At 65.1% G+C, this 13,061-nt stretch carries 12 protein-coding genes; 6 read left to right on the forward strand and 6 right to left on the reverse strand.

The window, feature by feature from the left end:
- Positions 1–3: 3 nt before the first annotated feature.
- The 3 genes from QGV55_RS01340 to QGV55_RS01350 are packed head-to-tail and all read right to left on the reverse strand — an operon-like array spanning position 4 to position 2,900.
- Positions 4–1,638 (reverse strand): cobalamin-dependent protein, encoded by a 1,635-nt coding sequence (locus tag QGV55_RS01340; RefSeq protein WP_281018677.1) that lies wholly within the window; start codon positions 1,636–1,638, stop codon positions 4–6.
- Between the two features lie 36 nt (positions 1,639–1,674).
- Positions 1,675–2,733, reverse strand: a complete 1,059-nt coding sequence (locus QGV55_RS01345) for a hypothetical protein (RefSeq protein WP_281018676.1) — start codon at positions 2,731–2,733, stop codon at positions 1,675–1,677.
- Complete coding sequence (locus QGV55_RS01350; protein ID WP_281018675.1) at positions 2,730–2,900, reverse strand: hypothetical protein; 171 nt, start codon at positions 2,898–2,900, stop codon at positions 2,730–2,732. The genes QGV55_RS01345 and QGV55_RS01350 overlap by 4 nt, the downstream gene beginning before the upstream one ends.
- Before the next feature lie 135 nt (positions 2,901–3,035).
- Between QGV55_RS01350 and QGV55_RS01355 the strand changes: the two genes are divergently transcribed.
- Entirely contained in the window at positions 3,036–3,590 is a 555-nt protein-coding gene (locus QGV55_RS01355) for a sugar transferase (protein WP_281018674.1), read from the forward strand.
- Positions 3,591–3,599: 9 nt separating this feature from the next.
- On the opposite strand, the gene QGV55_RS01360 is transcribed toward QGV55_RS01355, so the two are convergent.
- Entirely contained in the window at positions 3,600–3,893 is a 294-nt protein-coding gene (locus QGV55_RS01360; RefSeq protein ID WP_281018673.1) for an RNA-binding S4 domain-containing protein, read from the reverse strand.
- A gap of 2 nt (positions 3,894–3,895) precedes the next feature.
- The gene (locus QGV55_RS01365; RefSeq protein WP_281018672.1) at positions 3,896–6,451 is read right to left on the reverse strand and encodes a helicase-related protein; all 2,556 of its coding nucleotides are present in this window, start codon (positions 6,449–6,451) and stop codon (positions 3,896–3,898) included.
- A 189-nt stretch (positions 6,452–6,640) separates the two neighbouring features.
- Between QGV55_RS01365 and QGV55_RS01370 the strand changes: the two genes are divergently transcribed.
- The 3 genes from QGV55_RS01370 (at position 6,641) to QGV55_RS01380 (ending at position 10,117) form a co-directional block, all read left to right on the forward strand.
- Positions 6,641–7,774, forward strand: a complete 1,134-nt coding sequence (locus QGV55_RS01370; protein ID WP_281018671.1) for an ATP phosphoribosyltransferase regulatory subunit — start codon at positions 6,641–6,643, stop codon at positions 7,772–7,774.
- Positions 7,775–7,816: 42 nt separating this feature from the next.
- On the forward strand, positions 7,817–9,109 hold the full coding sequence (locus QGV55_RS01375) for an adenylosuccinate synthase (protein WP_281018670.1): 1,293 nt from the start codon (positions 7,817–7,819) through the stop codon (positions 9,107–9,109).
- A 63-nt stretch (positions 9,110–9,172) separates the two neighbouring features.
- On the forward strand, positions 9,173–10,117 hold the full coding sequence (locus tag QGV55_RS01380) for an AEC family transporter (protein WP_281018669.1): 945 nt from the start codon (positions 9,173–9,175) through the stop codon (positions 10,115–10,117).
- A gap of 62 nt (positions 10,118–10,179) precedes the next feature.
- Here QGV55_RS01380 and QGV55_RS01385 read toward each other — a convergent pair whose 3' ends face one another.
- A complete protein-coding gene (locus tag QGV55_RS01385; protein ID WP_281018668.1) occupies positions 10,180–10,869 on the reverse strand; it encodes a response regulator transcription factor in 690 nt (229 codons plus the stop codon).
- Between the two features lie 256 nt (positions 10,870–11,125).
- Here QGV55_RS01385 and ribA point away from each other — a divergent pair, with 256 nt between their 5' ends.
- Both ribA and QGV55_RS01395 read left to right on the forward strand, forming a co-directional pair.
- Entirely contained in the window at positions 11,126–12,241 is a 1,116-nt protein-coding gene (gene ribA, locus QGV55_RS01390) for a GTP cyclohydrolase II (RefSeq protein ID WP_281018667.1), read from the forward strand.
- A 195-nt stretch (positions 12,242–12,436) separates the two neighbouring features.
- Positions 12,437–12,826, forward strand: a complete 390-nt coding sequence (locus tag QGV55_RS01395) for a hypothetical protein (RefSeq protein ID WP_281020046.1) — start codon at positions 12,437–12,439, stop codon at positions 12,824–12,826.
- The last annotated feature ends 235 nt before the right edge of the window (positions 12,827–13,061 follow it).

A 13,061-nucleotide genomic window follows, 5' to 3' on the forward strand; every position in this document is an offset into this window, starting at 1 on the left:
GGATCAGTGCGTGCTGGCGGCGCCGGTCGTTTCCGCCACCGCGTCTTGCCGCTCCGAGTCCTTGATCGCCGACTTCACCTTGTCGGCATCACGCAGGAACGCGCCGGTCATGTTCTCCGACAGCAGTGTCGACGGTGCACCGTCCGGGATCTGGTGGTTCTTGCGCCAGATCTGCTCGTACTCGTCGATGCGGCGGTAGTTGAGCTGCAGCATCGCCTCTCGCAGGCCCAGCAGTTCGACGGCATTGAAGTTGTGGCTGATGACGGCGGAGATGCTGGAGGCATCGCCCAGATCAAGGATGAAACGCTCCATGTCACCGTCGTACTGGCCGCTGATGCGTTCGCGATAGGTCGTGAACCATTCGGAGCCCGGATAGGGCGTCGCGAAATGCGGCTTCACCTGGATGCCCAGGTCGTCCCAGGCGTGCATGTTCATGCGGATCGAGTCGAAATCCTCGTTGGGGAAGCCGATGATCTGGTTCGGCACCGGGCGGATACCGGCCTCCAGCGTCCAGAAGAAGCTGCGCAGGTTCGATTCGCGTGTGGCACCCTTGCCGATGGTCTTCAGCACATGTGGCGCGAAGGATTCATACCCGTAGACCAGATGCGAGCAGCCGGCTTCCCGCATCGTCTTCAGCACCTCCTTGGTGCACAGCGTCGCGTGGCTGGTCCCCGCCCAGTGGATGCCGGTCCAGGTGCCGTCGTCATTGGCCTTCGGCGCGAAGCCGAGATCGTGCCACTGGTTGCAGATGTCGTTCATCCAGGTCCGGCCGGAGAACTTGTCCATCGTCATCAGGTTCTCGTCCAGGAACCCGATGAAGTTGATGTTGAACTTGTCGTAGGCATGCTTCACTAGGGCGCCGACATACTCCGGCGAGTGATAGCGGATGCTGCGCGTGTAGGTGCCGGGCTGGTCGAAAGCGACGTTCAGATCGCCGTTCTCGTCCTCCTCGTAGCGCATGTCGCCGGCGATGCCGAGATGGTAGCAGAAGCGGCAGATCAGGGAGCAGCCATAGCTCGTGTTGATGTCCAGCCGGCGCGACGCCAGCATGCCTTCCTCCGAGAACAGCACCTGGCTGTTCTTGAAATAGACCTCCTCCAGCGGAAACAGCTCCCATGCCGGGAACGGCAGGCTGTCCAGATCGTGCATCAGCGGCCGCATCTGCGACATGATCAGACCACCGCCGGGCTTCCGCGAGACGGTGCCCTTGATGTCCCAGAATTCTCTGCCACCACGATCGACCATGTCGCAGATCTCGGGGAAGGTGATGAAACCCTCGCCCACGCAGCCGACATCGACCTGTGGGATCCATGACATCATCTCGCGCGGCAGGGACGTCAGCAGTCCACCGCCCATGACCTGTACGGCCTGCGGCGCATACTCCCGCGCGATGCGCGCGATGCGCTTCACCGAGGCGTAGGTCGTTGTGATGCCGCCATAGCCGATGATGTCCCAGTCGTCGGCGACACAGACGGCCTTTGTCGTCTCGTCACCCTGACGCCAGGCATTCTCGTCATAGACCTGGACAAGATGCCCCTTCTCCATGGCGATGGCCGCAAGCAGCGCAATCCCGTAGGGCACATGCCGGGGGACGTCTTCCTCCCGCACCGTCGGGTTGATCAGCAGGATCTTTGCCATGAAAGTTGCCTCTTCTCTCGGGGGATCAGGGGACGCCTAGGTGGTCGCGCCGTCGAGAAATTCCTCCAGCGATGCCCAATGGACGTGATCGCTGAACAGGGTACCGCCGCCGCTGCAGTTGTATGTCGTGCAGTCCGCATCTGCCGCCATTTCGATGAAGGCGGAGCGATACCAGTAGTACGCGGGGTCAGTATAGTACCATTCGTCGGTGTGTGGGTTGTGGATGTCGATATACAGCTCACCGATGCGGCTCTCGTCACCCCCCACCAGGTCCCGTGCCTCGTAATAGTACTGGGTATTGAGCAGCGGTGTGTCGGCGTAGTAGCCGAAATCCATGCCCGTGACCGCGACACGGCTCTTGTCCAGAACGGCGTGGGCCACCATCCAGCAGGCACCCCCGACATTGCCGCCTGCATTCATGCAGGGCAGCCCGTTCTGGCGATGCAGTTCCATCGTCACGCTGCCCGGCTTGTCCGGGTCATCCAGCATCGGATTGAACCAGAACACCTGCATGCCGATCTCGTGCACGCGCTTCACCACATCCGGCGAAGCCGTCGTGCCCAGCGCGATACGGATGTCCTTGCCGTGTTCGGCCATCAGCGACAGCAGCTCATTGTTCTTTGCGACCTCATCGGCGAAGCTCGGATCCTGTTCCTGACGGCGGAAATAGTCGTCTGCCTGCATACGTGCCTGGTCCAGTTCCGGGTCACCGAACCAGCGCACGATGCGCAGGGGGTGCGGATCGACCGAGACGGCGACCGTCGGCATCAGACCCTGGCGCAGGCAGTGGGAGATCGCACTCTCCGTACAGACGACAGCTCCCCGGAAGTCGCGCTGCTTCAGTACCGGTACCGGATCGCGACGGCGCAGGCTTGGACCGGCGGCAATGACGACGCCGCTGTCCCCGGCACCCAGGCCGAGTTCGTGCAGGTCGCGCAGGCTCCGTCCCTGCTTCAGGTAAGGCGCGTTCTGCGCGACGTTGGCCAGGCACATGTCCTGGGTCCGCGCCTCCGTCATCGCCGACATTTCCTGCTGCAGCCGCAGCAGCAGGCGACCGTCACGCTGTCCCGCAGATTGGGAAGCGGGCGTGGTCACTTCTTGTCGGTATCCCACATGACCTTCTTCTTGGACACGAAGGCGATGGAACCGCCGAGACGCTTCTTGGCCTCCATCTCGAACCGGTCTTCCAGGGTTTCCTCGGACTGCTTGATCTCGACCTTGTCACGGGTCTGGAAATTGCCGCGCAATACATCGTTCGACATGGCGTCTGGCCTCTTTCGGTGGGCCCCTTGCGGAGCGGTTCATCTGCGAAAAGTCATAGGGTTTCCGCAGGTTCCTGTCCAGCAGATGCGCGTTCCGCTGGTGTCGCGGAAGCGTTTGTGGCACCCATCCGATGCATGAAGCGCCTGTTCGATATCATCATTGCCGCCCTGCTGCTGCTGTGCAGCCTGCCGCTGTTCCTGCCGCTGGCCCTCGCCATCCGGCTCGACAGTCCGGGATCGCCGTTCTATCGCCAGATTCGGGTCGGTCGCGGCGGGCGCCCGTTCGGGATGCTGAAGTTCCGTTCCATGGTGGCGAACGCGGATCGGATCGGCGGCCATTCCACAGCCGCCGGTGACGCCCGAATCACCAGGGTCGGGCGCTTCATCCGCAAGACCAGCCTGGATGAACTGCCGCAGCTGCTGAACGTGCTCTCCGGTGACATGAGCCTTGTCGGTCCCCGTCCGGACGTGCCGGCGCAGGAGGCGGACTATGCGCCCGACGACTGGGTTCTGCGCCACCGGGTGCGTCCCGGCGTCACCGGCCTCGCCCAGGCCCTGAAACGGTCAACCGCGACCCCGGCGGAGCGCACGGAAATGGACCTGCGCTACGTCCGCGAGCAGTCATTGTGGCTGGACCTGAAGATCCTCTGGTGGACCGCCCGACAGGTACTCTCGAAGGGCGGCATCTGAGGGCTGACCTCATTTCGCCGCGGTATCCGCCACCGTCCGGTCACGATAGAGCGCCTGCGCCTCGCTGGCCGGGCCGCGGCGTTCGCCGAGGGCAGCGATCTCGATCACCCGGATCTCGCCGTTCCAGGGAATTGTCAGCACATCGCCGACCCTGAGCGGCTGGCTGACCTTCCTGATGACCTGCCGGTTCAGGCGCATCCGGCTTCCCTTCACCGCCCGTGCGGCCAGACTTCGGCTCTTGAAGAAACGCGCGTACCAGAGCCAGAGATCAATGCGGATCGAGCCTTGGGCGGGAGTTTCCATGGTCACCTGTTCTTCAGGACAGCCAGTGCGGCGAAGGGGGAATCGGGGTTGAGGGGTCGGGTTTCCCGCCGGTGCTTGCGCTTCGGCGGGGCCTGCTTGGTGCGATCGGACGATGCGGGTCGTGCCTGATTGCGGGCCTTGCGTTGCTCGCGCGTCGGGCGCGGATGGAACAGCAGGGGCGCGTCGTCACCCTGTCGCTCCGTGCGATAGCCCAGACCGGTCAGGATCGGTCCCAGGCGTTCCGGCCCGCCGCCCAGCATCGACATCAGGGCATGGTCGGCCTCCGCCGGGCCCTTGCGTGTGGCCTTGTGCGCATGGTCGGCAATCCGCTCCACCATGTCGACGCGCACGGCTGTGGTGCCGAAGCGGGCATAGCCCGAGACCAGCAGCGCGTCGGCATCGCCCTTGCGGTCCGTGTCGAAGGAAACCCGGCCCTGCTGGTCCGTCGGCAGCATCAGGCCGCCCTGCAGCCCGTGCAGGATCATGCGCCAGCGGGTCGGTTCGGGTTTCAGCAGCGCGGGGCAGAAGATCGCCGACCGGCCCACCTGCACCCCGGCATACTTGAAGCGGCCATGGTCCTTCGGGTCGAGCTGGCGCATCTGCTCCTGCACCGCCTTGCGGGGCAGGATGCCGAGACGCTCGACGATCTGGAAGGCGATGCCCCGGGCAGCAGGACTGAAATTGCGGTTCTCCAGCTCCGTCAGTGGTCGCAGCAACTGTCCGATCCGGGTTTCGACCCACGCGCCGAGGCGGGTGGAAATCTCTTCGGAGGTGCGGCTGTCGAGCTGGTCGCTGACATTCAGGCGAACCCTGGGGCGCAGCACATGATCGCCTGCCTCCAGCCGCGCGATGATCTCGTCCTGCCAGCAGATGTCGCCGTCATCCGAGAGCGTGAAGGCGTCATCCGCCGCACCCGCGATCCTGCGTCCGCGCGCGACGAGGGCAGAGGCCAGCACCTGGCGGACAGCGCCCTTCAGCGCCTTGTTGTCGAAGGCGGAGCGGTCGGCGGCGAAGACAAGCCCCCTGATGCGCCCGACATATTGCCCTTCCACCGTGACATTGCCGTCCGGGTCGATGGCGGTCAGCACCTCCTCCCGGTCGCGCAGCCGGTTGACCAGTGCGGCGGTGCGCCGGTCGACGAAGCGTTGTGTCAGGGACTGGTGCAGCGCGTCGGAAAGCCGTTCCTCGATGGCCCTGGCCCGTTCCTGCCAGTGCAGCGGATCGTCCAGCCATGCCGCGCGATGGGAGATATAGGTCCAGGTGCGGATGTGGGCCAGGCGCCCCTGCAGGGTGTCGAGGTCGCCGGTGGTGCGGTCGAGCTGTTCGAGATGCTTCGCCATCCAGTCGCGGTCGATCTGGCCCTTCGTGGCGATCTGCAGGTAGATCCGCCCCACCAGCTTGACGTGGTTGTCATGCATGGTCTTGCGGAAGTCGGGCACCTGGCAGATGTCCCAGAGCAGATGCATGTTGGCCGGATTGAGTTCAGCCAGCGCCATGATCTCCGGGTCGCGGGCCAGCACCTTCAGGGTCTCCGTATCCTCTGCCCGGCGCGGTGTGGCCAGCCAGCGGAACGGCGGCGGCTGTTCCAGCGACCGGATCAGCGCCTTCGGATGGCTGAAGTCCAGCCTGGTGTTGCGCCAGCGGAGCTGGGTCAGCGGATCGAAGCGGTGTTCCTGTACCGCCTCCACCAGTTCCGGTTCCAGCAGCGGCGCATCCGCGGTGACGCCAAAGGTGCCGTCGCGCATGAAACGGCCGGCCCGCCCGGCAATCTGGCCGATCTCGGCGGGGCTGAGGGCACGCCGCCGGGCACCGTCGAACTTGTGGGTCGCGGCGAAGGCGACATGGTTGATGTCCATGTTCAGCCCCATGCCGATGGCATCGGTGGCGACCAGGAAATCCACTTCACCGGCCTGATACATCTCCACCTGCGCATTGCGGGTGCGCGGGCTGAGCGCGCCCAGCACCACCGCCGCGCCGCCCCGCTGCCGCCGCATGAGCTCGGCGATGGCATAGACATCGGAGGCGGAGAAGGCGACCACGGCACTGCGGCGCGGCAGGCGGGACAGCTTGCTTTGTCCGACATAGGCCAGAGAGGACAGTCGCGGGCGCGTGATGATCGTGGTGTCGGGCAGCAGCCGCTGGATCAGGCCGCGCGCGGTGGCGGCCCCCAGGAACATGGTGGTCTCCAGCCCGCGCACGTGCAGCAGCCTGTCGGTGAAGGTATGGCCCCGCTCCGGGTCCGCGGCCAGTTGGATCTCGTCCACCGCCACGAAGTCGAAGCTGCGGCCCGTCGGCATGGCCTCGACGGTGCAGAGGAAATAATGCGGGTTGGCGGGGATGATCTTCTCCTCCCCCGTCACCAGCGCGACGTTGGAGCGACCGCGCGCCTCGACAACCCGGTCGTAGACCTCCCGCGCCAGCAGGCGCAGGGGGAAGCCCATCATGCCGCTGGCATGGGTCAGCATCGTCTCGACGGCCAGATGCGTCTTGCCCGTGTTGGTGGGGCCGAGCAGTGCGACCGTTCGTCCCCTGAGACCCGAGATGCCTTCATTGGTCATGGGAGAACTGTCCGGTGTTGTTGCGTGTCTGACAAGTCAGATTGTGAAAAATACCGAAATTTCAACAGCTTCGGTGTTGTCGAATGTGACAGGGGGATGACATGAAGGCGTCGATTGGCGAATCACCGCCGAAGCCGTGCCTCGATAAGTCGTTGACGAACACAGCCGATGCAGTACCAAAGGCCCGCCATGAATGAACCTGTGAACAAGGCCCTGTTGCCAGCCGGTCTGCGCGACGCCCTGCCTGAAGAGGCGGAGCGCGAGGCGACGGCCGTCTTCAGCCTGATGAATGCGTTCCGCGCAGAGGGCTATCAGACCGTCAAACCGCCGCTGATGGAGTTCGAACAGAGCCTGCTGAGCGGGCCTGGCGGCGAACTGGCGCAGCAGCTGTTCCGGCTGATGGATCCGATCTCGCAGCAGATGATGGGCCTGCGGGCAGACATCACCCCCCAGATCGCGCGCATTGCGGCCAGCCGACTGGCGGGATCGGCACGTCCGCTCCGGCTCTGCTATTCCGGGCAGGTGCTGCGGGTCCGGGGCGACCAGTTGCGCCCGGAACGGCAGTTCACGCAGGCGGGGATCGAACTGTTCGGCTCCGACGCCGTGAAGGCGGATGTGGAGATCGTGCTGCTGACGGTTGCGGCGCTGCGCGCTGCCGGGCTGCAGGATCTGAGCATCGACCTGACAGTCCCTTCCCTGGCGCCCGCCGTGCTGACCGGGCAGGGGCACGAGGGGGCGACGGCGGATGCCGCGAGGGAGGCACTGGACGGCAAGGACGCGGGGGAACTGCGTGGTATCGTTGGTGATGACCCGCTGATCTTCGGATTGCTGGAAGCGGTCGGCCCGGCGGAGACGGCGATGCCGCGGTTGCAGGCCCTGGACATCAGCGGTCTTGCCGGTCAGCAGATCGCCCGCCTGGCGGAGACCATCGCGGGGATCCGGGCCGTGGAGCCCGATCTGAGCCTGACGGTCGATCCGGGCGAGTACCGCGGTTTCGAATATCAGACCGGTGTGGCCTTCAGTGTCTTTGCCCCAGGTGTTCGTGGCGAGATCGGGCGCGGTGGCCGCTATGTCAGCGAGACCGGCGAGCCGGCGGTCGGGGCCACGGTCTATCTGGATTCGGTGCTGCGGGCCTTGCCGGTGACGGTCAGCGCGCTCCGGGTCTATCTGCCGTTCGGCACGGCCCCCGACGATGCGCGGCGCTGCCGCGAACAGGGCAATCGGGTGGTTGCCGGCCTGGAGCCGGAAGCCGATCCCGAGGCAGAGGCACGAAGGCTTGGCTGCACCGCGATCTGGCACAAGATCGAGGTCAAGGACATCTGAGGCGGGTTTCGGCCCGAAAATGCATCAGGAAAGGATCCCGACATGACCAATGTCGTGGTGGTCGGCGCCCAGTGGGGTGACGAGGGCAAGGGCAAGATTGTCGACTGGCTGTCGGCGATGGCGGACGTGGTCGTGCGCTATCAGGGCGGTCACAATGCCGGACATACGCTGGTCATCGACGGTGTGACCTACAAGCTGAGCCTGCTGCCCTCCGGCATCGTGCGCAAGGGCAAGCTCTCCATCCTGGGCAATGGTGTGGTCATCGATCCCACCGCGCTGATGGACGAGATCGGGCGTCTGGCCAAGCAGGGTGTCGAGGTGACGCCGGAGAATTTCCAGATCGCCGCCAATGCCTGCCTGATTCTCAGCCTGCACCGGGACCTGGACGCGATCCGGGAAGAGGCCGCCGGCGGTGCCAAGATCGGCACCACCCGACGCGGCATCGGCCCGGCGTACGAGGACAAGGTTGCCCGGCGGGCGATCCGGGTCGCGGACCTGGGTGATCCGGTGACCCTGGACGGCAAGATCGAACGCCTGCTGGTGCACCACAATGCTCTGCGTCGTGGCCTGTCCCAGCCGGAGATCGCCAAGGACGACATCCAGGCTGAACTGAATGCGGTCAGCGACGACGTCCTGCGCTTCGCCGCGCATGTCTGGCGCACGCTGGACGAGGTCAATCGCCAGGGCAAGCGCATCCTGTTCGAGGGCGCGCAGGGGGCGATGCTAGACATCGACCACGGCACCTATCCGTTCGTCACGTCCTCCAACACCGTCGCCGGACAGGCGGCCCCCGGTTCCGGTTGCGGGCCGAAGGTGATCGATTTCGTGCTCGGCATCGTCAAGGCCTACACCACCCGCGTCGGCTCCGGCCCCTTTCCGACCGAACTGGATGACGAGATCGGGCGGCACCTCGGGGAGAAGGGCCGCGAGTTCGGTACCGTCACCAACCGCGCCCGCCGTTGTGGCTGGTTCGACGCGGTGATGGTGCGGCAGGCGATCCGTACCGGCGGCATCGACGGTGTGGCGCTGACCAAGCTGGACGTGCTGGACGGGCTGAAGGAACTGAAGGTCTGTGTCGGCTACGAACTGGATGGCAAGCGCCTCGACTTCTACCCCTACAACATGGCCGATCAGGCCAACATCCGCCCGGTCTACGAGACCTTCGAGGGCTGGTCGGACACCACATATGGTGCGCGGTCGTGGGCCGACCTGCCGGCGCAGGCGGTCAAGTACGTCCGCGCGATCGAGGAACTGATCGGCGCGCCTGTGGCCCTGCTTTCGACCAGTCCCGAACGGGAGGATACCATCGTCGTCCGTCACCCGTTCGAAGGCTGAGTGAATGACCGGTCGCCCCGCCCCTGCAGGTCCCGCACTGGCTGACCTTCCGGGGCGCGGCTGATGGGTGCCGTTCTCGACATCGTCTTCCCGGTCTTCGCGCTGATGGGCATCGGCTACGCGCTGGGGCGCTCGCCCCTGCTGGGGGGCGACGTCGGGATCAAGGCGCTGACGAATTTCGTCTTCTATGCCGCCATTCCGGCCCTGCTGTTCCGCCTGTTCAGCCGGGGCCTGCCGGAGGACGGCATCGAATGGTCGATCATCTTCGGCTATTTCGGTGCCGCGCTGCTGCATTTCGCGCTCACGGTGGCGCTGGGGCGGTACGTGTTCCGCAATCCGCCGGTCGAGTACGGCCTGATGGGCATGGCCTCCAGCTTCTCCAACACCGTGCTGATGGGCCTGCCGCTGGTCTACACGACCTTCGGCGAGCCGGGCCTGATCCCGATGATGATGATCGTGACGTTCCACCCCATGATCCTCATCCCGCTGTCCACCATCATGGTGGAGGCCCTGCGCGGCCAGAAGGGGCAGGGAATCGGGACCGTCCTGTTCTCCACCTTCAGAAGTCTGGCGGTGCATCCGGTCATCCTCGGCCTGTGCAGCGGGCTGGCCTTCAGTGCGACGGGGCTGGAACTGGTGTCGATGGTCGACCGGCTGATCGACATGCTCTCCCGGGCGGCAACCCCGGCAGCACTCTGTGCGCTCGGGGCCTCCCTCACCCAGTTCCGTATTGCCGGTGACCTGAAGGAAAGCCTGACGCTGGTGATCATGAAGCTGGCACTGCTGCCCGCGCTGGTCTTCATCTTCACCAGCTACATCTTCCAGAGCGATCCGCTCTACGTCGCCGTTGCGACGGTGACTGCCGCGACACCCGCAGGGATCAACTCCTTCCTGCTGGCAAGGTTCTACGGCACCTACACCCAGCGCTCCGCCTCCGTGATCCTGCTCTCCACGGTCTTCAGCGTGGTCACCCTGTCACTCCTGATCGCCTGGCTGAAGACGGTCTGAAGAGAAGAGCAGATCAGTCGATCGATGGAGCGGCACCACGAACGGTCAGAGACGGAACGCTGTCACGGCACCAGCTTGTAGCCGCCCGGTTCGGTGACCAGGATTTCCGCTTCCGATGGTGTCGGTTCGATCTTCTGGCGCAGGCGATAGATGTGGGTTTCCAGCGTGTGGGTGGTGACCCCGGCGTTGTAGCCCCAGACCTCGTGCAGCAGCACATCGCGTCCGACTGCCGTCTCGCCCGCACGGAACAGGTACTTCAGGATGGAGGTTTCCTTCTCCGTCAGGCGGACCTTCTTCTCCGTCTCCTTGTGCACCATCATCTTCTGCGCCGGGCGGAAGCTGTAGGGGCCGATGGTGAAGACGGCATCCTCGCTCTGTTCGTGCTGGCGCAACTGGCCGCGAATGCGGGCCAGCAGCACGCCGACCTTGAACGGCTTGGTGATGTAGTCGTTGGCGCCCGATTCCAGGCCCAGGATTTCCTCGGCATCCGAATCCGCGCCCGTGAGCATGATCACCGGCATCTTGAAACCGTTCTTGCGCAGGGCCCGACAGACCTCGCGTCCGTCCGAGTCGGGCAGGCCGACGTCCAGCAGGACCAGATCGAAATGTTCCTTCCGCGCGGCCTCGATGCCGGCCTGACCGGAACCGACCTGTCGGGTCTCGAATTCCTCGTGCAGCTCGAGTTGCTCGGCCAGCGTCTCGCGCAAGGCGTCGTCGTCGTCGATCAGCAGGATCTTCTTGCCACCCATCATCTTCTCGTTTCTCCCAATCACCGCCGGACCATCGACTGACCAGAGATTGGTCTGCCGCCGCCCGGTTCAAGAGTCCGGTTCCGTTGTGGGAGAACAGCCTCACCGACACGTGACAACCGGTTGATCGTCATGCGTGGCGTCCCGACACCCTGTTCCCGCGCGCAAGTCTGACCTGTGGCAGTGAAAGCTTCAACAGTCCGGGGGGGCGGGATATACAGTGGCGGTCACATCGCGATCACTTATCAGGACAGCCCCCTTGGCGCGCCAGAGCGAAGATGAAACCAGCGACCTGCGTCACGTGCGGCAGGTGGATCGTGCCGCGGCGGACCTGCGGCGGGGCATGCCTGTCATCGTCCGCGGCGCGGCGCAGTCCGGGATCATTGTCTCGGCGGAGACGGCGACGGCGGAGGAGTACGGGGAGCTTCTGGCGATGGCCGAGGGCGGAGTCAGCCTGGCGCTGACGGCGCGGCGCGCGAACGTGCTGCACATCCTGCCATCAGGCCACGACGTGCAACTGGTCCCGATCGACGCGACCCTGTCCCGCCAGCTCGCCAGCGAACTCGCCGATCCGGCACACGATCTGGACGGCGGCATGCGGGGGCCGTTCCGGCAGGTGAAGGATGCGCCGCCCGACTGGGCCAGTGCCGGCGTCGGTCTGGCGCGTCACGCGCGCCTGCTGCCTGCGGTGCTGGTTGCGGCGCTGTCCGACACGGCCGACTGGCAGGCGGCAGGCCTGGCCGCGGTGGATGCCGGGAGCATTGCCGCCATCGCGACCCATACGGGCAACATCCTGAAGCCTGTGGCTGCCGCGCGGCTGCCGCTGTGGGGGGCGGAGAACACCCGGATGCATGCCTATCGTCCCGCAGACGGTGGGCTGGAGCACCTGGCGCTGGTGACTGGGGATCCGCCGCGCGACCGGCCGGTGCTCACCCGGATTCACAGCGAGTGTTTCACCGGGGACCTGCTGGGGTCGATGAAGTGCGATTGCGGTGAACAGTTGCGTGGCGCCATCGAGGCCATCGGTGAGGCCGGGGAGGGCATCCTGCTCTATCTGGCGCAGGAGGGACGCGGCATCGGGCTGATGAACAAGATCCGGGCCTATGCCCTGCAGGATCGTGGCTTCGACACGGTGGATGCGAACCAGCGTATCGGCTTCGAGACCGACGAGCGGCTGTTCCGGCCTGCGGCGGAGATGCTGCGCCGTCTCGGATATTCCAGCGTGCGGCTGATGACCAACAATCCCGAGAAGGTGTCCGGCCTGGAGGCCGAGGGGATTTCGGTGGCGGAGCGGGTGCCACACAAGTTTCCGTCCAACCCCCACAACGCCGACTATCTCGCCACCAAGAAGAGCCGCACCGGGCATTTTCTGTAGGGCCTGCGATGCCGGACCGGCAAGAGCTGCCGGGTCCGGCCAACCGATAGTGATCGTAACCCGTTGAGGAATCAGGGTTCCCGGTCTGGTCCGGGCCTTGCGTTCGATCCGGTCATGATCTTCCAGAGCGAATTCACAACGCCCCCGGCATCCGTGTCGTCCTTCACGGACGAAAGCCGAGCGACCGGCGCCCGGATGCCGGACGCGGCAGATTCGGCAGGGGACGATGGCTTCGGTTTCCTGGATGTTCTGGACGCGGTGAACCCGCTGCAGCACATCCCCATTGTCTCGACGGTCTATCGGGAAGTCACGGGCGACGGGATCGGCAACCCGGCCCGCATCGCAGGCGGATTCCTGTTCGGGGGCGTGCTGGGGCTGGTGAGTTCCATCGCCAATGCCATCATCGATGAGACAACCGGCAAGGACATCGGCGATCACCTCATGGCACTGGCCGATGAGTCGCCAGGCGAAGTGCCGGGCAGAACAGCAGGTGACCTGCGCTTTGAACGCGCCAGGCATGCCTATGAGCAACTGGGCACCCCCGAGACTGAATCCCGTCTCGACTATGTGATCGAGGCCCCCTGAGCGGCCTGTTCCGTGCTCACTTCTGCGACAGCGGGGCAGAAAATGTCACTGCGACGCCACATGTTTCACACTCCGGGCAAAGTTCGGTCATAATCCGGGGTGCATATCAATTGCGGTTGCCGGGTTTGCAGAACCGGCGGTCGGTGCCCAGATAGTGCGGGCAAGAGGATTGGATCGAGTGTTGGAGCATGTGCAAGTGAGTCACGAGACAAGAGAAGAGTTCACGCGCGGTCGC

It is taken from the genome of Minwuia sp. IMCC3009 (assembly GCF_029909415.1).
Classification (GTDB): Bacteria; Pseudomonadota; Alphaproteobacteria; order Minwuiales; family Minwuiaceae; genus Minwuia.